The sequence below is a fragment of the Pantoea brenneri genome, assembly GCF_038594305.1.
Taxonomy (GTDB): domain Bacteria; phylum Pseudomonadota; class Gammaproteobacteria; order Enterobacterales; family Enterobacteriaceae; genus Pantoea; species Pantoea brenneri.
This window is the reverse complement of the sequence record NZ_JBCGBG010000006.1, coordinates 17,407-38,983: the sequence shown is the minus strand read 5'-3', so window position 1 is coordinate 38,983 and position 21,577 is coordinate 17,407. Positions and strand designations below refer to the sequence as shown.

Below are 21,577 nucleotides of genomic sequence, written 5' to 3'. Positions count from 1 at the left end.
ATGAGAGGACAATGCCTTGGACACGCCCAGTCGATGCTGGCTCACTAACCTGGATAACAGGAATAACATCTAAGGCTACCTCTCTACGCGGGTAGCCTTAGCGGTTATCAGCGACCTCCCTTTTCTAATCCCGTCGCACGAGTCAGCACTGATTTACCCTTGAAACTGTGTTTCCGTGTTCAGGTTGCCCGTTCCGCTTGGTGAACGGCGGACTGCCTTGTCCCATTTAGTCTGCAATGGGGAGTATTGCTATGCTGAGCGCATTTAAACTGGATCACAGCCGCCTGACGCGTCTGGAGCTGGAAGACGAAAACGACAAACTGACCACCTCCGTCTGGGTCGATCTGATCGAACCGGAAGAGGGCGAGCGTGACCGGGTGCAATCCGAACTCGGTCAGAGCCTGGCAACCCGGCCAGAGCTGGAGGATATTGAGGCCTCGGCGCGCTTCTTCGAAGATGAAGATGGCCTGCATATTCACTCCTTCTTCTTCTATGAAGATGCTGAAGATCACGCCGGTAACTCCACCGTGGCGTTCACCATCCGTGAAGGCCGTCTCTATACGCTGCGTGAACGCGAACTGCCGGCCTTTCGGCTCTATCGCATGCGCGCCCGTAATCAGACGCTGATCGACGGCAATGCGTTTGAGCTGCTGCTCGACCTGTTTGAAACCAAAATCGAACAGCTGGCGGATGAGATTGAGAACATCTATAGCGCCCTGGAAAAACTGAGCCGGGTGATCATGGAAGGTCAGCAGGGCGAAGAGTACGATCTGGCGCTGTCGCGTTTAGCCGAACTGGAAGATATCGGCTGGAAGGTGCGTTTGTGCCTGATGGATACCCAGCGCGCGCTCAACTTCCTGGTGCGTAAAGCGCGTTTGCCGGGCAATCAGCTGGAGCAGGCGCGTGAAATCCTGCGCGATATCGAGTCGCTGCTGCCGCATAACGAATCGCTGTTCCAGAAGGTGAACTTCCTGATGCAGGCGGCGATGGGCTTCATCAACATCGAGCAGAACCGCATTATCAAGATCTTCTCGGTGGTTTCGGTGGTGTTCCTGCCGCCGACGCTGGTCGCCTCAAGCTACGGAATGAACTTTGAGTTTATGCCAGAGCTGAAGTGGAGCTTTGGTTATCCCGCCGCGATTGGCCTGATGATTCTGGCCGGACTGGCGCCTTATCTCTACTTTAAACGTAAGAACTGGTTATAAAGCAGGCAACGGGTCGTCTGAGACGGCCCGTTTTGCTGGTCCCCGTCTGAATTTCTGCGTAATCTTACCCCCTCTTTTTACAAATAATTAACTTCTTATGGATGCACTCTCGTTGCGCGCGCAGTGGACACTGCTGTTATTCAGCTCGGTGCTGTTGGGCGGCGTGCTGCAATTTTTTCATCTGCCCGCCGCGCTGTTGCTGGGACCGATGATTGTCGGTGTGGTGATGGGGCTGTCAGGCGCGACAATGCGCATTGATAAACGGCTGTTTCTGCTGGCGCAGGCGGTACTGGGCTGCATGATTGCGCAGAGCCTTTCGCCCTCTATTCTGACTCCGCTGATTCAGGACTGGCCGGTGGTGCTGGCGGTGCTGCTGCTGACGCTGGCGGCCAGCGGCCTGTCAGGCTTTCTGCTGGTCCGCTTCAGTCATCTGCCCGGCCCGACCGGCGCATGGGGATCGTCACCGGGCGGTGCATCGGCAATGGTCGCAATGGCTGGCGATTTCGGTGCTGACGTGCGGCTGGTGGCATTCATGCAATATCTGCGGGTGCTGTTTGTCGCCACTGCGGCGGCGCTGGTGGCCCGGATCGGACTGGGCGATGCGGCCCATAGCGTTTCGCTGCTGTGGTTCCCGCCGCTGAATCGTGGTTTTGCGGTAACGCTGGCGGTGATGCTGACTGGAGCATGGCTCGGGACCCGGTTGCGCATTCCTTCCGGTGCCTTATTGCTGCCTGCCCTGGCGGGTGCGGCGTTGAACACCAGCGGGATGGCAATTTTGCAGGTGCCGGAATGGCTGCTGGCACTGGCTTACGCGCTGATTGGCTGGAGCGTCGGCCTGCGCTTCACCCGGCCGGTATTTTTGCTGGCTCTGCGCACGCTGCCGCAGATGCTGGCGTCGATCTTTGGATTGATGCTGCTGTGTGGCGGACTGGCGTGGATGCTGACGCGCGTACTGCACATCGATCTGATGACGGCTTATCTCGCCACCAGCCCAGGCGGACTGGACACGGTGGCGATTATTGCTGCCGGAACCCAGGTCAATATGGCCTTTGTGATGGCATTACAGACGCTGCGGCTGTTTACCATCCTGCTGACCGGTCCGGCAATGGCGCGCTTTATCTCACGCTATGCGCGGCCGGCCACGGAATGAAAATGCCACCGCATCACAGACAAACACCAGCAGTGCCAGCCAGATAAAGCCAAAAGTCACCATTTTGTCTGGCGTGATGGTTTCGCCGTAGAACACCACCGCCAGCACGAACATCAGCGTCGGGCCAAGATACTGAAAGAAGCCGACGGTAGAGAGACGCAGGCGGCTACAGGCGGCAGCGAACAGCATCAGCGGAATGGTGGTGACAATACCTGCCGCCACCAGCTTCAGGTTCAGGCTCAGCGGGTTGGCCGATAGATGGCTGGTGGCGCTGTCGGCAAAAGCAAACAGGTAGATGGCCGCCAGCGGAAACAGCCACAGGGTTTCAATCAGCATTCCGCTCTGCGCATCCACCTGAATCTTTTTGCGTAACAGCCCATAAAAAGCAAAGCTCAGCGCCAGACCCAGCGCGATAATCGGCAGCGAACCGAACTGCCAGAGCTGTACCAGCACACCGAAGGTAGCCAGCACCACTGCCAGCCACTGTAAGCGGCGAAAACGCTCGCGCAAAAACAGCATGCCAAATACTACGTTGATCAGCGGGTTAATAAAGTAGCCGAGACTGGCCTCCAGCATATGCTGGTTATTCACCGCCCAGATAAACAGCAGCCAGTTGCCGCCAATAGTGAGCGCGGTAAGCGCCAGCAGCAGCACTTTTTTCGGCTGGCGCAGGACGCTGTGAACGCCTGGCCAGCTGCGCGTCAGGGAGATCAGGATCAGCATAAACAGGGCTGACCAGATTACCCGGTGCGTCATGATTTCGGTTGCCGGAACATTTTTTACCAGCTTGAAATAAGCCGGGGCGATGCCCCAGATAAAGTAAGCGCCCAGTGCAAAGCCAACGCCCTGGCGAGTTTGTTGCGTATCCATGTCTGTCCTGTTGTAAGGCGAAATTAGCCGATCAGATAAGTGGCGGTTGCGGTAGCGATATAATCACCCTGCTGGTTGTGCAATTCGACGCGGGCCACCGCGACTTTGTTACCGGCGCGCAGCAGACTGCTGGTGGCGGTAAAGCGTTCGCCGCGTCCCGGACGCAAATAGTCAACGCGCATATCGATGGTGCCCATGCGGGAGAGGCGCTGACGCAGCTCCTCTTCGCTGATGCTCTCCTGGCGCGTCAGGGCATTGCTGACGCACACCATGCCCGCCGCGACGTCCAGCACGGAAGCGATCACGCCGCCGTGCAGAATCTGCTGGGCAGTGTTGCCGACCAGCATGGTTTGATTGGCGAAACTGATTTCGGCATAGTCGGCATCCAGCCGCGTCAGCTCCAGACCTAGCGCCTGATTAAACGGCATGTGGTAGACGAAAATCTCGCCAACCAGACGGCGGGCATCCTGCTGCGTCAGCACAAGTGATGACATGATGAAGTGTCCTGAAAAATTCGGGCCAGAGGGGCGCGTAATGTTAATGAGATGTGTATTCTATGCCGCTCGCGAGGGGGTTTCCAGTTTAAGAAATCAGCTCTCATCTTCACTGCCATTTGCGTGTAGAATGGCCTGCTTTTTACGACACCCTTTCAGAAATTTTTACTACGCAGCGCTCACCGGAGAATTTTATGCGTAAGCATCGCGCCTTGCTGGCGGCTATGTTATTACTTCCTGCACTGGCGCAGGCGGACGAAGCTCAGGTTAAAGAAGTGCATGACGCGCCGCAGGTTCGTGGCAGCATCATCGCTAACCTGCTGGAGAAGCATGATAATCCGTTCGTCCTCTATCCTTACGAGAACAACTATCTTCTCTACACTTACACCAGCGATCTCAATAAAGAGGCGATCTCCTCCTACAACTGGGCAGAAAACGCCCGTAAGGATGAGGTAAAATTCCAGCTCAGTCTGGCATTCCCGCTGTGGCGCGGTATCCTGGGCGATAACTCGGTGCTGGCTGCCTCATATACGCAGCGTTCCTGGTGGCAGTTGTCGAATCGCGGTGAGTCATCACCATTCCGCGAAACCAACTATGAGCCTCAGATTTTCCTCGGCTGGGCAACCGATTATTCTTTTGCTGGCTGGACGCTGCGTGACGTGGAAGTGGGCCTGAACCATGAATCCAATGGCCGAAGCGACCCGACCTCACGTAGCTGGAACCGCGTCTATACCCGCCTGATGGCGGAGAACGGGAATTTCCTGGCGGAAATCAAACCCTGGTACCGGATTCCGGAAGGCGAAAGCAGCGATGATAATCCCGATATCACCAAATATATGGGTTACTACCGCGCCAAAGTTGGCTATAAGCTCGGCGACAGCATCTTTAGCGTCGAAGGCAACTATAACTGGAACAGCGGTTATGGCGGCGCGACCATGGCCTGGAGCTATCCGATCTCGGAGCATGTTCGCTTCTATACCCAGGTGTTTAGCGGCTATGGCGAATCGCTGATCGATTACGACCATCGTCAGACCCGTCTGGGTGTAGGCGTAACGCTTAACGACTTGTTCTAATCAATTACGTAAGACAGGAATAGAGTGGCAACCTCGGCAGTCCTAAATCAGGAAGCGCTGGCGCAGCAGGTATTGCAGGATACCTTCGGCTACCAGCAGTTTCGTCCCGGTCAACAGACGATCATCAACCAGGCGCTGAGCGGGCGTGATTGTCTGGTCGTGATGCCGACCGGCGGCGGTAAATCACTGTGCTATCAGATCCCGGCGCTGGTGCGCGAGGGGCTGACGCTGGTGGTCTCGCCGCTGATCTCGCTGATGAAAGATCAGGTCGATCAACTGCTGGCCAACGGTGTTGCGGCGGCGTATCTCAATTCGACCATGACGCGTGAGCAACAGCAGGCGGTGATGGCAGATTGCCGTACCGGTCGGGTTAAGCTGCTTTATATCGCGCCAGAACGCCTGATGATGGATAATTTCCTGGAGAATCTGGCGTACTGGCAGCCGGCCATGCTGGCGGTCGACGAAGCGCACTGTATTTCTCAATGGGGTCACGATTTCCGTCCGGAATATGGCGCGCTGGGGCAGATGCGTCAGCGTTTTCCGGATTTGCCGGTGATGGCGCTGACCGCCACCGCCGACGAAACCACCCGTAACGATATCGTTAACCTGCTGCATATGCAGGATCCGCTGATCCAGATCAGCAGCTTTGACCGTCCCAATATTCGCTACACGCTGGTCGAAAAATTTAAACCTACCGAGCAGCTGCTGCGTTACGTGCAGGATCAGCGCGGTAAGTGCGGCATTATCTACTGCAATAGCCGGGCGAAGGTCGAAGATACCGCCGCGCGCCTGCAAAGTCGGGGACTGAGCGTCGGGGCCTACCATGCCGGCATTGACAGCGAGCAGCGCGCCCGGGTTCAGGAAGCATTCCAGCGTGACGATCTGCAAATCGTGGTTGCCACGGTGGCGTTCGGGATGGGCATCAATAAGCCCAACGTCCGCTTCGTGGTGCATTTCGATATCCCGCGCAACATCGAATCCTACTATCAGGAAACCGGGCGAGCGGGGCGTGATGGCCTGCCTGCCGAGGCGATGATGCTCTACGATCCGGCGGATATGGCGTGGCTGCGAAAATGTCTCGAAGAGAAAGCGCCAGGCCCGTTGCAGGACATTGAGCGTCATAAGCTCAACGCGATGGGCGCCTTTGCTGAAGCGCAGACCTGTCGCCGTCTGGTGCTGCTCAACTATTTTGGTGAGGGGCGACAGCAGCCGTGCGGCAACTGCGATATCTGTCTCGATCCGCCCAAGCGTTACGACGGACTGGTCGAGGCGCAGAAAGCGCTGTCCGGTATCTATCGCGTCGGCCAGCGTTTCGGTATGGGCTATATTGTCGAAGTGCTGCGCGGCGCCAATAACCAGCGGATCCGCGAGCACGGTCACGACAAACTGCCGATTTATGGGCTGGGCAAAGACCAGAGCCATGAGCATTGGGTCAGCGTGTTACGTCAGCTGATTCACCTCGGTCTGGTGACGCAAAACATCGCGATGCATTCAGCGCTGCAGCTGACCGAAGCGGCACGGCCGGTGCTGCGCGGCGAAGTGCCGCTGATGCTGGCAGTGCCGCGCCTGATTACCGCGAAGCCGAAGAGCAACAGTTCGGCGAAATTTTATGGCGGCAACTACGATCGCAAACTGTTTGCCAAGTTGCGCAAGCTGCGTAAAGCGATCGCTGATGAAGAGAATATTCCGCCTTACGTGGTGTTCAATGACGCCACGCTGATTGAGATGGCAGAACAGATGCCGGTCAGCGCGTCAGAGATGCTCAGCGTCAATGGCGTCGGTCACCGCAAACTGGAGCGCTTTGGCAAACCTTTCCTGGTGATGATCAAAGAGCATCTTGATGATGAAGAGTAAAGGATACTAATAATGCTGATGTTATTCGCCACCGTGGCACTGGTTCATCTGGTCGCACTGATGAGCCCCGGCCCCGATTTCTTTTTCGTTTCGCAAACCGCCGCCAGCCGTTCACGCAAAGAGGCGATGATGGGCGTGCTGGGCATTACACTCGGCATCGTGGTCTGGGCCGGGGTGGCGCTGATGGGGCTGCATCTGATTCTGGAGAAAATGGCCTGGCTGCATCAGATCATTATGGTGGGCGGCGGTCTTTATCTGCTGTGGATGGGCTGGCAGCTGATGTGTTCAGCGCGTCAGCGTCATAAACAGCCGCAGCAGGATGAGCCGGTGGTTGAGCTGCCGAAACGTGGCATGAGTTTCATCAAGGGTCTGCTGACCAACCTGTCCAACCCTAAAGCGATCATCTACTTCGGCAGCGTATTTTCCCTGTTTGTCGGCGATGACGTCGGTGCAGCCGAGCGCTGGGGTCTGTTCTTACTGATTATCGGCGAGACGTTTGCCTGGTTTGCGCTGGTTGCCGCTATCTTCGCAATGCCGTGGATGCGTAACAGGTATCAGCGCCTGGCGAAGTGGGTCGATGGCATGGCTGGCGTGTTGTTTGCCGGCTTTGGTATTCATCTGATCATTTCCCGCTAAGGCGGAACGCGCGCGGCCGGTTCATCGCCAGGCCGCGCCACAATCGCCAGAGGGCAGGGCGATTGCGTCTTTTTCACCGGCTGGTAGCTCTCAGGCAATGCGCCGCGCGCTGGCCAGCAGCGCACCCACCGCCATAAACAGCCCGCCAAAAATACGGTTCATCAGCTTCATCTGCTTTGGCCCTTTAATCCAGCCCGCAATGCGCGTCGCTAAGGTGGCGTAGCCAATCATCACGATAATATCGACCACCACGGTGGTCACGCCCAGCACCACGTACTGCATCAATAGCGGCTGATGCGGCTGGATGAACTGCGGAAACAGCGCGGCCAGGAAAACGATACTTTTCGGGTTGGTCAGGTTAACCAGAACGGCGCGTTTGAACAGACGACGACGCGGCATCGCTTTGGCAACCGCATCAAGATCGATGCCGCCAGCCGATCGCCATTGCTGAATGCCAAGCCACACCAGATAGGCAGCGCCGGCCCATTTGAGAATTTCAAACGCCAGCAGCGACTGGGAGAACAGCGCACCCAGACCGATCCCGACCAGCACAATATGCACGGCCAGCCCGACCTGCAAACCGGAGATCGAGGCAACCGTGCCGCGATAACCATGGCTGATGCCGGTACTCATGGTATTAATAGCGCCCGAACCGGGCGACAGGCTAAGAATTGTGGTGGTAAGCAGGTAGGTCAGCCACCATTCAATGGTCATGGGATGCGCTCTCTTTAGCGGCGGAAATGTGACACAATACGCCAGAAATAAGCGCGGCGCTATGGCCGACACACAGCGTTAAGGACACTTTTTTCCGGTCATCGGGGGGGCGAATGAATCAACACAAAGCCAGTTGGCTGCGACGAGAAAAAGCCTTTGCTGCCTTCGCTACCGGGCCACTGCTCGATTTCTGGCACCGGCGTGAGGAGCGTGAATTTACCGGCGTCGGTAATCTCACTCTGCGTTACGTACGCTTCACCTCACCACAACATAAGCGTGTGGTGCTGATTGTGCCCGGCCGCATCGAGAGCTATATAAAATATCCTGAGCTGGCGTACGATCTGTTCCATTGCGGTTTTGACGTGGTGATCCTCGATCATCGTGGTCAGGGCCGCTCCGATCGTCTGCTGGAAGATTCACACCGCGGCCACGTGGCAGAATTCGCGCATTACGTCGACGATCTGGAGACGCTCTACCTGAAAGAAATTGTCAGCGGCCACTATCAGCAGCGTTATGCGCTGGCCCACTCCATGGGCGGGGCCATTTTAACGCTGTTTCTGGCGCGACAGCCGCAGGCTTTTCATGCGGTTGCGCTGGTGGCACCGATGTTTGGTATCGCGCTGCCGTTGCCCTCATTTCTGGCGCACCGGATCCTCGACTGGGCCGAGAAACGCCCGGCGCTGCGCGACGGTTACGCGCTGGGTACCGGGCGCTGGCGGGCGCATCCGTTTGGCATTAACCGGCTGACGCACAGTGCTGAGCGTTATCGGCGCAGCCTGCGTTTTTATGCCGACGATCCGGCGATTCGCGTCGGTGGCCCGACTTATCATTGGGTGCGCGAAGGCATTCATGCCGGCCGCAACATTATCAGTCAGGCCGATAAAATCACCACCCCGCTGCTGCTGCTGCAGGCCAGCGACGATCAGGTGGTGGATAATCGTTCGCAGGATCTTTTTTGTGCTGCCATGGCGGCGGCGGGTCATCCGTGCGAAGGCAACAAACCGCGGGTGATCAACGGTGCGCGTCATGAGATCCTGTTCGAAAAAGATGACATGCGCGCCGAAGCGCTTAATGCAGTGATCGACTTTTTTTCATCGCATCACTGACGTTCATTATCCGGCTGGCCACGGTCAGCAGAATCAGATACCCGAGGTTTTCATGTACCACATCGTTGCATCCGATCTGGATGGCACGCTGCTTTCTCCCGAACATCGCCTGACGCCTTTTGCACGTGAAACGCTGCAACAACTGGTGGCAAAGGATATCCACTTTGTTTTCGCCACCGGTCGCCATCATATCGATGTCGGACAGATGCGTGACAGCTTGGCTATCCCGGCGTATATGATCACCTCAAACGGCGCGCGGGTACATAACGCCCAGGGCGAGCTGGTGTTCAGCCATAATCTGGATGAGGATATCGCTAACGACCTGTTTGGCCTGCAGTATCATCACAGCGATATTCTGACCCACGTTTACCGTGATGATGAGTGGTTTGTCAGCCGTTCACGTCCCGCTGAGCAGGACTATTTCCGTGAATCGGTATTCAACTATCAGGTTTATGAACCGGGTCTGTTGCCGACGGATAACATCAGTAAGGTCTTTTTTACCTGCGAAGATCCCGAGCATCTGATTCCGATGGAGCAGGCGATTGAAGCGCGCTGGGGCGATCGGGTCAACGTCAGTTTTTCACTGCCTACCTGCCTCGAAGTGATGGCGGGCGGCGTATCGAAGGGGCATGCGCTCGAAGCCGTGGCGAAGCAACTGGGTCATACGCTGCATAATTGCATCGCCTTTGGCGACGGCATGAATGATGTCGAGATGCTGAGCATGGCGGGTAAAGGATTCATCATGCACAACGCGCACCAGCGGTTGAAAGACCGGTTGCCTGAACTGGAAGTGATCGGGTCCAACGCCGACGATGCGGTGCCGCAGACGCTGCGTGACCTCTATCTTTCCTGACAGAACAGCGCAAAAAAGGGCCGATTAACCGGCCCTTTTTTATTGCCGTCAGGCCAGTTTTTGCTTGTGTTTATGCTCGCTAACCATGGTGAGTAACAACAGGATCACCGCCAGTACACAGCCAGCAATCATCACCAGGAAGCCGCCGTCCCAGCCAAAGTAGTCGACGGTGTAGCCGACAATGGCGCTGGCCGCGACGGAACCGCCCAGATAACCAAACAGACCGGTAAAGCCCGCAGCGGTGCCGGCGGCCTTCTTCGGTGCCAGTTCCAGCGCGTGCAGACCAATCAGCATCACCGGCCCGTAAATCAGGAAGCCAATCACGATCATACAGGCCATATCAACGCCGGGGTTGCCCGCCGGGTTCAGCCAGTAAATCACGGTGGCGATGGTGACCAGCGTCATAAAGAACACCCCGGTCGCACCCCGATTACCCCGGAACACTTTGTCCGACATCCAGCCACACAACAGCGTTCCCGGAATGCCGGCATACTCATACAGGAAGTAGGCCCAGGAGGACTTATCCAGCGTGAAGTGCTTCACCTCTTTCAGGTAGGTCGGTGACCAGTCCAGAATGCCGTAGCGCAGCAGGTAGACAAACACGTTTGCCAGGGCGATGTACCACAGCAGTTTATTGGGCAGTACATATTTCATGAAGATCTGCTTAGCCGTCAGCTCTTCTTCATGGCTGGCATCGTAATCCGGCGGATAGTCGTTTTTGTACTCTTCAATCGGCGGCAGACCACAGGACTGCGGCGTGTCGCGCATCAGGGCAAAGGCGATGAACGCCACCAGGATGGCACCAAAAGCGGGCATGTAGAGCGCCGCTTTCCAGTCGTTGAACCACGCCATACCGAGCAGAAACAGCAGTGGCGGCAGGCCGCCGCCAACGTTATGGGCGCAGTTCCACACTGAGACAATGCTGCCGCGCTCCTTCTGTGACCACCAGTGCACCATGGTCCGTCCGCACGGTGGCCAGCCCATTCCCTGGAACCAGCCACAGATAAACAGCAGGACGAACATCACCATGATGCTGGAAGTGGCCCACGGCACAAATCCCATAAACAGCATCACCGCAGCAGCCAGGATCAGCCCGGCCGGTAAAAAGACGCGCGGATTTGAGCGATCGGACACCGAGCCCATGATGAATTTGGAGAAGCCGTAGGCGATGGAAATGCCTGACAGGGCGAAACCGAGGTCGCCACGTGAAAAGCCTTGCTCCACCAGATACGGCATGGCGAGCGCAAAGTTTTTTCTGACCAGGTAGTAGGCGGCGTAGCCGAAAAAGATCCCGATGAAAATTTGCCAGCGCAGGCGACGGTAGAGCGGATCAACGCGATCCGCTGCCACCTGCGGCTGACGTGGTGCAGGTTTAAAAATACTCAGCATCAGTGAGGCCCTCCAGGGCACTTTATGGTTTTTACATTCCCAGTGGTTGGGTCAAAAAAAAACAAAGGGAAAATGGCGGCGTGATGTTCCATTTCGCGCAAAGAATAAAATTAGTGACGCGGCGTTACTGTGATGTGTGACACATTTGTTACAGTTTTATTACACTTAAGAGCGAAAGTGATCATCAGATGGTTTATTTCGCGCATTTTGCGCCGCAGGCAGGCGTGAAAAGAGAAGGTGATGCTAACCAGCCGTAACAAAGCTCTTGCCGGTTGTATTTGTTTGCCTGGTAAATAACCAGATGTAAACCAGATAGTGCAGCCGCCTGACAGCACATTGTTTACACTGTCGCTCTGTTAATTTCGGGGCCGTTACTGTGTTCTTATTGATTATTACCACCATTCTGTGGGCTTTTTCGTTTAGCCTGATTGGCGAATATCTTGCCGGTCAGGTGGACAGCTGGTTTTCCGTGCTGATGCGACTGGCGCTGGCCGCGCTAGTCTTTTTGCCGTTCCTGCGCTGGCGCGGCTATCGTCCCTCAACGCTGCTGCTCTATATGCTGGTGGGGATGTTGCAATTAGGGGTGATGTACCTGCTGAGTTTCGAAGCCTACCTCTATCTCAGCGTGTCAGAGTTCCTGCTGTTTACCGTGATGACGCCGCTCTATGTCACCCTGATTTATGATCTGATCAGCCGCCGTCCGCTGCGGGTCGGCTATATCTTCAGCGCCTTGCTGGCGGTAGCGGGTGCGGCCATCATTCGCTACGACAAAGTCAGCGATAACTTCTGGACCGGCCTGTTGCTGGTGCAGCTGGCAAACATCTGCTTTGCTGCCGGTATGGTGGGCTATAAGCGCCTGCAGGAAACCCGTCCGATGCCGCAGCACACCGCCTTCTCCTGGTTCTATCTGGGGGCGGTGGTGATCGCGGTAATCGCCTGGTTTGCCTGGGGCAATCCGCAGAAATTACCCACCACCTCACTGCAGTGGGGCATTCTGGTGTGGCTGGGCGTGGCCGCTTCAGGGCTGGGCTACTTTATGTGGAACTATGGCGCGACCCAGGTTGATGCCGGCACGCTTGGCATCATGAACAACATGCACGTGCCTGCCGGTCTGCTGGTTAATCTGGCTATCTGGCAGGAGAAACCGCACTGGCCGAGCTTCATTGCCGGAGCGCTGGTGATCCTCGCCTCGCTGTGGGTGCATAAGCGCTGGGTGGTGGGGCGCGGTGACCGATCATAAACAGGGCTGTTGCATGGGTGCGGCCTCCCGGGCTGGCGCGTCCGATCGCGAAGGAATCTCACATCCCTGTGGATCGTCCGGGCCAGGGATGGCGAGGCCGTGCTGCATGGATGCAGGCTTTCTTTGCGATCAGGTGCGCCACTTCTGACCACGCAGGTACCCGACGCGATCGGCAACAGAAGTTAAGCAGGTTTTTCACTCTTAGGACGCTGAATCATCGCCAGCCCCTTCAGGAAGTTGCGCAGAATCTGATCACCGCATTCGCGATAGTTCTTATGGTCAGGCTTGCGGAAAATCGCACCAATCTCAGCCTGCGAAACGGTAAAGTTCACGCGTTTCAGTACCTCAGGAATATCGGTGGTTTTCAGATCAAAGGCGATGCGCAACTTCTTCATAAAGATGTTGTTATTCATCTTGCGCTCAATGGACGGGGCGGGCATCTCTTCGCTTTTTCCGCGACGGTAAAAAATCAGGCCGTTGAGGAAGTAGCCCATCAGCACATCGGGGCAGGGACGGAACGCCGCATCTTCATCTTTTTTCAGCCACGCCTGAATATCCGTCTGTGGGACTTCACACTGCGCCAGCGCAAAAATTTCCACCATTTTGGCATCGCTCAGATCGAGCATGTAGCGCACGCTGCGCAGAATATCGTTGTTAGTCATGGTGAGATCTTCTCATGGTCAGTCGACAGGCTGCGCATTATAGGGGATTTTGCCCACCTCCGCGCAGGTTTGTACCCTCCGACTTAACGCTGCAATATCGCACCGGGCTGTAGCGCATCGCGGACAAAAGGCAGATGTTCACAGGCATGCTGGCGGGCAAAGCGGATAAAGGCTTCCAGCACCGGCTGACGCTGCTCGCCATCGCGCACCGCGGCATAAAGACGGCTCCACAGCCCGTCACCCAGCGTTTTGGTTACCACCAGTCCCTGCTTCTCAAAACTCTCTACCACCCAGTGCGGCAGCGCGGCAATTCCCATGCGGGCCGAGACCATCTGGATCATCAGCAGGGTGTTATCTACGTTTTTCAGCGCCGGGCTGACGCCGGCCGGTTGCAGAAAGTGACGCCAGATATCAAGGCGCTGACGCTGCACCGGATAGATCATCAGCACCTCGTCGGCCAGATCCTCAGGGGCAATATGTTCAACCTGCGCCAGCGGATGATCCGGTGCCAGCACCAGTCGCACTTCAAAATCAAACATCGGCGAATAGAACAGCCCGGAGCGCGCCAGGATGTCGGAGGTCAGCACCACATCCAGCTCGCCCTGCTGCAGCGCAGGCTGAGGATCAAAGGTGACGCCTGATTTGAAATCCATCACCACCTGCGGCCAGCTCTGACGGAAATTATCCAGTGCCGGCGTCAGCCACTGGATGCAGCTGTGGCACTCAATCGCCACCCTGAGAGTGGTCTGCTGCGGCTCATGACAGGCCTGCAACGCTTGCTGGATCTGCGGCAGCACCTGTTCGGCCAACTGCAGCAGGATGTCGCCCTGTGGCGTGAAGCGCAGCGGCTGACTTTTACGCACGAACAGGCGGAATCCCAGCCGCTGTTCCAGATCGCTGAACTGGTGGGACAACGCCGATTGCGTCTGATGAAGCTGGGATGCCGCCGCCGCCAGCGAACCCGTATTACGCAGAGCCTGAAGCGTCCGCAGGTGCTTGAGTTCGATCATGAGAGTCCTTCACATCGAAAGTGAACATATTGCGCTTGAGGAACATACAGTACCCGCAGATTATAGCGGTGTAAACATCTGGACGGCTAAACATCTTTGGCTGTCAGCCAAAGTGAAAGATTATCTGGAGAACAGCGAATGACAATCCTTAACCATACCCTTGGTTTTCCGCGTGTCGGCCTGCGCCGTGAACTGAAAAAAGCCCAGGAGAGCTACTGGGCCGGTGACTGCAGCCAGCAGGAATTACTGGCGGTGGGCCGTGAGTTGCGTGCACGTCACTGGCAACAACAAAAAGAGGCCGGGGTCGATCTGCTGCCGGTGGGTGACTTTGCCTGGTACGATCATGTGCTGACCACCAGCCTGATGCTGGGCAACGTGCCGGCACGTCATCAGAATAAAGAGGGTTCGGTTGATCTGGATACGCTGTTCCGTCTGGGCCGAGGCCGCGCGCCGACCGGCGAACCTGCGGCGGCGGCGGAAATGACCAAGTGGTTTAACACCAACTATCACTACATAGTGCCAGAATTTACGCCGGGCCAGACCTTCCGGCTGGCCTGGACTCAGTTGCTGGATGAAGTCGACGAGGCGCTGGCACTGGGCCACAACATCAAGCCGGTGCTGCTGGGGCCGGTGACTTATCTGTGGCTGGGTAAGGTCAAAGGGGAAGCGTTTGATCGTCTGTCGCTGCTGAAAGCGATCCTGCCGGTTTACCAGCAGGTGCTGGCCGAGCTGGCAAAACGCGATATCGAATGGGTGCAGATTGATGAACCTGCGCTGGCGCTGGAGCTGCCGCAGGCGTGGCGTGAGGCGTTTAAGCCCGCCTACGATGCGTTGCAGGGACAAAGTAAACTGCTGCTCACCACCTATTTCGACAGTATCGGTCAGAACATTGAGGTGATTCGCCAGCTGCCGGTGCAGGGGCTGCATGTCGATCTGGTGCATGGCCGGGATGATATTCAGCAACTGAATCAGCAATTGCCCGCCAGCTGGCTGCTGTCGCTGGGGGTGATCAACGGGCGTAACGTCTGGCGCGCCGATCTGAGCCGCTGGTTTGAGCGCCTGCAGCCGCTGGTCGCTCAGCGCGCGCAGCTGTGGATCGGCTCCTCCTGCTCGCTGCTGCACAGCCCTATCGATCTGAGCGTTGAGACCCGGCTGGATGAGGAAGTGAAAAGCTGGTTCGCCTTCGCGCTGCAGAAATGCACCGAACTTTCGCTGCTGACCGAGGCGCTCAACCACAACGATGCCGCGTCACTGGCGGCCTGGAGCGCGCCGGTTCGCGCCCGTGCTCACTCCAGCCGCGTACATAACGCCGCGGTCGCTCAGCGCCTGCTGGCTATCACGCCGCAGGACAGCGAACGACACAGCCGCTACAGCGAGCGGGCTAAGGCACAGCGTCAGCGCTTTAATCTGCCCGCCTGGCCGACCACCACGATTGGCTCTTTCCCACAAACCCCGGAAATTCGCGGTCTGCGCCTCGATTTCAAACAGGGTCGCCTCGACAGCAATCATTACCGTACCGGCATCGCTGAACATATCAAACAGGCGATTACTGAGCAGGAGCGGCTGGGGCTGGATGTGCTGGTGCACGGCGAAGCGGAACGTAACGACATGGTTGAATATTTCGGCGAGCATCTGGATGGATTCGTCTTCACCCAGAACGGCTGGGTACAGAGCTATGGCTCACGCTGCGTGAAACCACCGGTGATTATCGGCGACATCAGCCGGCCGGAAGCGATCACCGTTGAGTGGGCGAAGTATGCCCAGTCGCTAACGGACAAACCGGTGAAAGGGATGCTGACCGGTCCGGTGACCATTCTCTGCTGGTCATTCCCGCGTGAAGATGTGTCACGTGAAACCATCGCAAAACAGATTGCGCTGGCGCTGCGTGATGAAGTGGCCGATCTGGAAAAAGCCGGTATTGGCATTATCCAGATTGATGAACCCGCGCTGCGCGAAGGGCTGCCGCTGCATCAGTCCGACTGGGCTGCCTATCTGAACTGGGCGGTCGATGCTTTCCGCCTGAATGCCGCTGTGGCGCAGGATGACACCCAGATCCACACCCATATGTGTTACTGCGAGTTTAACGACATCATGGATTCCATCGCTGCGCTGGATGCCGATGTGATTACCATCGAAACCTCGCGCTCTGACATGGAGTTGCTGGCGTCGTTTGAACACTTTGACTATCCGAATGAGATTGGCCCAGGCGTCTACGACATTCACTCGCCTAATGTACCGGACGTCGAATGGATTGAAGCGCTGTTGCTGAAAGCGGCGAAGCGTATTCCGCCGCAACGGCTGTGGGTAAATCCGGACTGCGGGCTGAAAACGCGTGGCTGGACCGAAACGCGGCAGGCGCTGGCTAACATGGTCACTGCGGCAAAAAACCTGCGGGCTAAAACGGCGTAAACGGGCGTCCGGCAGGGAATGAGAAATAATCGGGGCGCGCAGGCGCCCCTTTTTTCGCTTACTGTGAAGCTACGCCATACTGCCTGAACCAGGCCAGCATCCGCGCCCAGCCATCGCTGGCCGATTCGGCATGATAGCTCGGACGGTAGTCAGCATTAAACGCATGTCCGGCTTCGGGATAGACGATGATTTCCGCGGTGGCATTGGCGGCGTGCAGCGCCTGACGCATCTGCTCAACGCTCTCCAGCGGAATTCCGTCATCCTGACCGCCGTATAAGCCTAATACCGGGGCGCTGAGATCGACGGCGACATCAATAGGGTGCTTTTGCTGCTTCATGGTCCGATCGCCGGTCAGCCGTCCATACCAGGCGACGGCGGCACGCAGCTGTGGATTGTGCGCCGCATAGAGCCAGCTAATGCGGCCGCCCCAGCAGAAACCGGTAATGCCCATCCGCCGGATATCACCGCCGTTACGCGCTGCCCAGTTGGCGGCATGATCAAGGTCGGACAGCACCTGGCTGTCGGGCACCTTACTCACCAGCTCGCTGAATAGCGTCGGAATATCCTGGTAATCGTTGGGATCGCCTTCACGGAAGTAGAGTTCCGGGGCGATGGCCAGATAGCCTTCCAGCGCCAGCCGGCGGCAGATATCACGGATGTGCTCATGCACCCCGAAAATTTCCTGTACCACCAGCACCACTGGCAGCGGACCCTCTGCGGATTTTGGTCGGGCAAAAAACGCGGGCATATTTTCGCCCTGGCTTGGCACTGAGGTCTCACCCGACTGAATCGCCGGGCTGTCGGTAATAATGGTGGTGGAAGCGGTCGGCTGAACGGCAGGCGCAAAGGTCCCTGCCGCGGCTTTTTGTGTCATATTATCACTGGTTTTCATTATTCTCTCCGTGCGAGCAATTGCGCAATCACGTAACTATAGCCTGGCCGGAAACGGTGCGAGCCAGACGTCGGGTAACAGAGTCAGCAGCGGACAATATCACCCAACTCTTTAACACTGCGATGACCCCGACACAGCCCCGCCGATCGCAATGACGGCGAACCCGATGTGATATTGTGATAATCATCACATTGTTTTTAGTGAAAAATGTAACTTTCATTTTCTTAAGTGAATGTTGTCACATATTTATCGGGCGTGCTGACGTAGAGTGACGCGCTACCTTCCCTTAACAGGAGTCTGAAATGACACAGTCTGACGTTTTCCATCTTGGCCTGACTAAAGCCGATCTGCAGGGCGCTACCCTGGCGATTGTGCCCGGCGATCCGGAGCGCGTGAAGAAAATTGCCGGACTGATGGAGGATGCCACGCATCTGGCCTCACACCGTGAATTCACCAGCTGGCTGGCAAAACTCGACGGTAAGCCGGTGGTGGTCTGTTCAACCGGTATCGGCGGTCCTTCTACCTCCATTGCGGTTGAGGAACTGGCACAGCTTGGCGTACGCACTTTTCTGCGCGTTGGCACCACCGGCGCTATCCAGCCGCACATCAACGTTGGCGATGTGCTGGTGACTACCGGTTCCGTGCGGCTCGACGGTGCCAGCCTGCATTTCGCACCGATGGAGTTTCCGGCAGTGGCCGATTTTGCCTGTACCACGGCGCTGGTGGCTGCGGCAGAAGCCTGTGGCGCGAAGACCCATATCGGCATTACTGCCTCTTCTGATACCTTCTATCCGGGACAGGAACGCTACGATACCTTCTCTGGTCGGGTGGTGAATCGCTTCCAGGGATCGATGAAAGAGTGGCAGGAGATGGGCGTACTCAACTATGAGATGGAATCCGCTACACTGTTAACCATGTGTGCCAGCCAGGGCCTGCGCGCCGGCATGGTGGCTGGTGTGATCGTTAACCGTACCCAGAAAGAGATCCCGGATGCGGTGACGATGAAACAGACCGAAAGCGATGCGGTAAAAATTGTGGTTGAAGCGGCACGCCGCTTGTTATAACCCTCACAGCCAGGCAGCAGGTTAACGGGCCGCTATGAGGCCTGCCTGCTGCCGGATAACCCCGGCGCAGCCTTTCAACGGACTCTGAGAGTGCCCGATGCGCAAAACTATTCCCGTTCGTCGTCCCGTCGTTAACCCGAATTCCGCCGCGCTCAATGCCCGTCTGGAGAGCAGTGCTGCCCGGTTCCGCGCCGCCATGCAGCAGGGCGATTATGCGCAGGCCGTCCGCTCTTGCGAAGAGGTGTTGCGTTATCAGCCTCACCAGATGCAGGTACTGAGTGACTATGCGCTCTGCCTGATGCGTCTCGGTCAGCATCACAAAGCGTACAAAACCTACCAGAAAATTTACCAGTCGCCGCCGGCCGTGCGCGCCACCGCGTCAGAAACCTGGCTGGATGGCCTGACCGAAGTGTGTGGCTGGCTGGATAAGCAGGATGAGGTGGCGCGTTACGGCCTGGAATCGCTGATGCAGTCAGACGCCCGCTTTCGTCAGGGGCCGCGGGTCGCCTTTCCCGCTGCGCAGCCTGAGCCAATCGATCTCAGCCAGCCGCGGCAGAACGTGATCGCGTTCAGCCTGTATGGCGACCAGCCGCGCTACTGTGAAACCCTGATTAAAAACGTTGAGGTGGCACCGCAGCTCTTTCCCGGCTGGATCTGCCGCATCTATCTGGATGACAGCGTGCCGCAGCATGTCTGGCAACGGCTCGATCAGCCCCACGTTGAGCGGGTTGATATGTCGCAGGAAAAAACGCTGTTCCCGACGCTGTGGCGCTTTCTGGTGATGGACGATCCCAGCGTTAAACGCTTTATTGTGCGTGATGCCGACTCGCTGCTTTCCGAGCGCGAAGCGGCGGCGGTCAACGCCTGGCTGGCATCGCCGTACTGGTTCCACCACATGCGTGACTATTTTTCCCACACCGAGTTACTGCTGGCCGGCATGTGGGGCGGCTGCCATGGCGTTTTCCAGCAGGTTGAACAAACGATGCGCGAGTTTATTGCGCAGTACCGTGGCAGCGAACGCTTTACCGATCAGTACTTCCTCAAGACGGCGCTGTGGCCAACGGTGCGTGAAAGCATTCTCAATCATGATGAGTTGTTTCATTTCCATCAGGCTCAGCCGTGGCCAGCGCATCCGCCGGTACGCTGGCAGATGCCCCGATTTCACGTTGGCAGCAACGTGGGCTTTGCCAGCCTGACCGGACAGTCCGCCGCCGCCGACGGCACCCGGCAGGCGGTGGACATCAGCGCGGACGGCAAAAGCTGGCAATATCCGGCCCAGGTGAAAAATGGCCAATGGCTGCTGCCGATGCCGTTCTTCCTGATTGAAGACTGGCAGGCCGGAAAGCTGACGGTGACCGTGCGGTAAGTGATTGAGTGCAGGTAAATATATCTGGACATTCATACAGTGCGACTCTACCTTTTCCCTCAGCAGCTTGAGTCGCGGGGAAATCATGGATCAGCACATCATTATCAGCATCTGTCTGGCACTCGCCGGCGCAGGAATTGGCTGGATGCTGGCACAGTTACGTGTCGGGCATCAGGCCGCCAGTTTCTTAACCGAGCGCCGTCTGCTGGAAGAGGCACAACAGCGCCAGCAGCAGCAGATTGAACAGCTTCAGCAGCAGGCGCAGCAGCGTGAGCAGGAACTGCGCCAGCTTCATGGTGCGCTGAGTGGTGCCAATGAACGTCTGCAACAGCTCGATTACTGGCGCAATGAGAGCGAACAGCTTAACCGGGAACTGCGCAACCAGCTGGAGGTCAACAGCGCCCAGGAAGCGGAGCTGCGTGAGGTAACCATCCGTCTTGAAGAGACCCGCTTCGCCGCCGAAGAGAAGCAGCGTCTGCTGACCAACAGCGAGCAACGCCTCAGCGCCCAGTTTGAAAACCTCGCCAACCGTATTTTCGAAAATAGCGGCCGCCGCGTCGATGAACAGAATCGCCAGAGCCTCGACAGCCTGATCGGCCCGTTGCGTGAACAGCTGGATGGTTTCCGTCGTCAGGTGCATGAGAGCTTTGGCGCGGAAGCGCGTGAGCGGCACACCCTGACCCACGAAATCCGTCAGTTACAGCAGCTTAATGCGCAAATGGCGCAGGAAGCGCTCAACCTTACCAAAGCGCTGAAAGGCGACAATAAAATCCAGGGCAACTGGGGCGAAGTGGTGCTCAGCCGGGTGCTGGAAGCGTCCGGGCTGCGTGAAGGCTATGAGTATGAAACCCAGGTCAGCATTCAGTCGGAGCAGCAGGGCAGGATGCAGCCGGATGTCATTGTGCGTCTGCCGCAGGGCAAAGATGTGGTGGTGGACGCCAAAATGACGCTGGTCGCCTATGAGCGTTACTTCAATGCGGAAGATGAGGTTGAGCGTGAACAGGCGATTCAGGAACATGTCAGCGCGATGCGCAGCCATATTCGTCTGCTGGGACGTAAAGATTATCAACAATTGCCCGGTTTACGCTCGCTTGATTATGTGTTGATGTTTATTCCGGTCGAACCGGCGTTTTTGCTGGCGATCGATCGCCAGCCAGAGCTGATTGGCGAGGCGCTGCAGCAGAATATCATGCTGGTCAGTCCCACCACGCTGCTGGTAGCGCTGCGTACCATCAATAACCTGTGGCGTTACGAGCACCAAAGCCGCAATGCGCAGCGTATTGCTGACCGCGCCACCCGGCTGTATGACAAAATGCGGCTGTTCGTTGATGACATGAGTGGTATTGGTCACAGCCTGGATAAGGCGCAAATCAGCTACCGCGAGGCGATGAAAAAACTGGCCGAAGGACGCGGCAACCTGATTGCGCAGACGGAAGGTTTCCGTGCGCTGGGGGTTGAAGTGAAACGGTCGATTAATCCTCAGCTGGTGGAGCGGGCGATGCCGGAAAATCCGGCTGATGAAGAGCAGGACGACGATGATGATGCGGATGACAGAGCCATGTGTGTGAGACGCCTCCACGAATAGTATGG

At 57.1% G+C, this 21,577-nt stretch carries 20 protein-coding genes; 13 read left to right on the top strand and 7 right to left on the bottom strand.

What is annotated here, in order from left to right; translation table 11 throughout:
• Positions 1-16: 16 nt before the first annotated feature.
• The 3 genes from ysgD to AABB92_RS18640 all read left to right on the top strand — a co-directional run bounded on the left by ysgD (position 17) and on the right by AABB92_RS18640 (position 2,355).
• On the top strand, positions 17-73 hold the full coding sequence (gene ysgD, locus AABB92_RS23490) for a YsgD/CorL family protein (protein ID WP_353846917.1): 57 nt from the start codon (positions 17-19) through the stop codon (positions 71-73).
• Between the two features lie 178 nt (positions 74-251).
• Positions 252-1,205, top strand: a complete 954-nt coding sequence (gene corA / locus AABB92_RS18645) for a magnesium/cobalt transporter CorA (RefSeq protein WP_031375037.1) — start codon at positions 252-254, stop codon at positions 1,203-1,205.
• Between the two features lie 97 nt (positions 1,206-1,302).
• A complete protein-coding gene (locus tag AABB92_RS18640) occupies positions 1,303-2,355 on the top strand; it encodes an AbrB family transcriptional regulator (RefSeq protein WP_046289561.1) in 1,053 nt (350 codons plus the stop codon).
• Here AABB92_RS18640 and rarD read toward each other — a convergent pair.
• Positions 2,326-3,225 (bottom strand): EamA family transporter RarD, encoded by a 900-nt coding sequence (gene rarD, locus AABB92_RS18635; RefSeq protein WP_031375036.1) that lies wholly within the window; start codon positions 3,223-3,225, stop codon positions 2,326-2,328. The two genes, AABB92_RS18640 and rarD, sit on opposite strands and share 30 nt — an antisense overlap.
• Before the next feature lie 23 nt (positions 3,226-3,248).
• Complete coding sequence (locus AABB92_RS18630; protein ID WP_031375035.1) at positions 3,249-3,719, bottom strand: thioesterase family protein; 471 nt, start codon at positions 3,717-3,719, stop codon at positions 3,249-3,251.
• Positions 3,720-3,913: 194 nt separating this feature from the next.
• Between AABB92_RS18630 and pldA the strand changes: the two genes are divergently transcribed.
• From pldA to rhtC, 3 genes are read left to right on the top strand one after another with little or no spacing between them, the layout of a single operon-like run.
• Entirely contained in the window at positions 3,914-4,792 is an 879-nt protein-coding gene (gene pldA, locus AABB92_RS18625; RefSeq protein ID WP_031375034.1) for a phospholipase A, read from the top strand.
• Positions 4,793-4,816: 24 nt separating this feature from the next.
• Positions 4,817-6,646, top strand: coding sequence for an ATP-dependent DNA helicase RecQ (recQ, locus tag AABB92_RS18620; protein WP_031375033.1), 1,830 nt, complete (start codon positions 4,817-4,819; stop codon positions 6,644-6,646).
• A 12-nt stretch (positions 6,647-6,658) separates the two neighbouring features.
• On the top strand, positions 6,659-7,282 hold the full coding sequence (gene rhtC / locus AABB92_RS18615; RefSeq protein ID WP_031375032.1) for a threonine export protein RhtC: 624 nt from the start codon (positions 6,659-6,661) through the stop codon (positions 7,280-7,282).
• A 90-nt stretch (positions 7,283-7,372) separates the two neighbouring features.
• Here the strand turns inward: rhtC and rhtB are convergent, their stop codons facing one another.
• Positions 7,373-7,996 carry a homoserine/homoserine lactone efflux protein gene (gene rhtB / locus AABB92_RS18610; protein ID WP_031375031.1) on the bottom strand — a complete coding sequence of 208 codons (624 nt, stop codon included), beginning with the start codon at positions 7,994-7,996 and terminating at the stop codon, positions 7,373-7,375.
• 113 nt (positions 7,997-8,109) lie between these two features.
• Between rhtB and pldB the strand changes: the two genes are divergently transcribed.
• Both pldB and yigL read left to right on the top strand, forming a co-directional pair.
• Positions 8,110-9,102 (top strand): lysophospholipase L2, encoded by a 993-nt coding sequence (gene pldB / locus AABB92_RS18605; protein WP_031375030.1) that lies wholly within the window; start codon positions 8,110-8,112, stop codon positions 9,100-9,102.
• A 52-nt stretch (positions 9,103-9,154) separates the two neighbouring features.
• Entirely contained in the window at positions 9,155-9,955 is an 801-nt protein-coding gene (gene yigL / locus AABB92_RS18600; protein ID WP_031375029.1) for a sugar/pyridoxal phosphate phosphatase YigL, read from the top strand.
• Between the two features lie 48 nt (positions 9,956-10,003).
• On the opposite strand, the gene glpT is transcribed toward yigL, so the two are convergent.
• Positions 10,004-11,344, bottom strand: coding sequence for a glycerol-3-phosphate transporter (gene glpT / locus AABB92_RS18595; RefSeq protein WP_031375028.1), 1,341 nt, complete (start codon positions 11,342-11,344; stop codon positions 10,004-10,006).
• Between the two features lie 376 nt (positions 11,345-11,720).
• Here glpT and AABB92_RS18590 point away from each other — a divergent pair, with 376 nt between their 5' ends.
• Positions 11,721-12,584 (top strand): carboxylate/amino acid/amine transporter, encoded by an 864-nt coding sequence (locus AABB92_RS18590; RefSeq protein ID WP_031375027.1) that lies wholly within the window; start codon positions 11,721-11,723, stop codon positions 12,582-12,584.
• Between the two features lie 182 nt (positions 12,585-12,766).
• Here the strand turns inward: AABB92_RS18590 and AABB92_RS18585 are convergent, their stop codons facing one another.
• On the bottom strand, positions 12,767-13,246 hold the full coding sequence (locus tag AABB92_RS18585) for a YehS family protein (protein WP_031375026.1): 480 nt from the start codon (positions 13,244-13,246) through the stop codon (positions 12,767-12,769).
• 83 nt (positions 13,247-13,329) lie between these two features.
• The gene (gene metR, locus AABB92_RS18580; RefSeq protein WP_031375025.1) at positions 13,330-14,256 is read right to left on the bottom strand and encodes an HTH-type transcriptional regulator MetR; all 927 of its coding nucleotides are present in this window, start codon (positions 14,254-14,256) and stop codon (positions 13,330-13,332) included.
• Between the two features lie 138 nt (positions 14,257-14,394).
• On the opposite strand from metR, the gene metE reads away from it, so the two are divergent.
• Complete coding sequence (metE, locus tag AABB92_RS18575; RefSeq protein ID WP_031375024.1) at positions 14,395-16,665, top strand: 5-methyltetrahydropteroyltriglutamate--homocysteine S-methyltransferase; 2,271 nt, start codon at positions 14,395-14,397, stop codon at positions 16,663-16,665.
• 58 nt (positions 16,666-16,723) lie between these two features.
• Here metE and AABB92_RS18570 read toward each other — a convergent pair whose 3' ends face one another.
• Positions 16,724-17,557: a dienelactone hydrolase family protein gene (locus AABB92_RS18570; protein WP_031375023.1), complete on the bottom strand. Its 834-nt coding sequence runs from the start codon at positions 17,555-17,557 to the stop codon at positions 16,724-16,726.
• Between the two features lie 302 nt (positions 17,558-17,859).
• On the opposite strand from AABB92_RS18570, the gene udp reads away from it, so the two are divergent.
• The 3 genes from udp (at position 17,860) to rmuC (ending at position 21,572) form a co-directional block, all read left to right on the top strand.
• Positions 17,860-18,621 (top strand): uridine phosphorylase, encoded by a 762-nt coding sequence (udp, locus tag AABB92_RS18565; RefSeq protein WP_031375022.1) that lies wholly within the window; start codon positions 17,860-17,862, stop codon positions 18,619-18,621.
• Between the two features lie 97 nt (positions 18,622-18,718).
• A complete protein-coding gene (locus tag AABB92_RS18560; RefSeq protein WP_031375021.1) occupies positions 18,719-19,987 on the top strand; it encodes a tetratricopeptide repeat protein in 1,269 nt (422 codons plus the stop codon).
• Between the two features lie 85 nt (positions 19,988-20,072).
• Positions 20,073-21,572: a DNA recombination protein RmuC gene (rmuC, locus tag AABB92_RS18555; RefSeq protein ID WP_031375020.1), complete on the top strand. Its 1,500-nt coding sequence runs from the start codon at positions 20,073-20,075 to the stop codon at positions 21,570-21,572.
• The last annotated feature ends 5 nt before the right edge of the window (positions 21,573-21,577 follow it).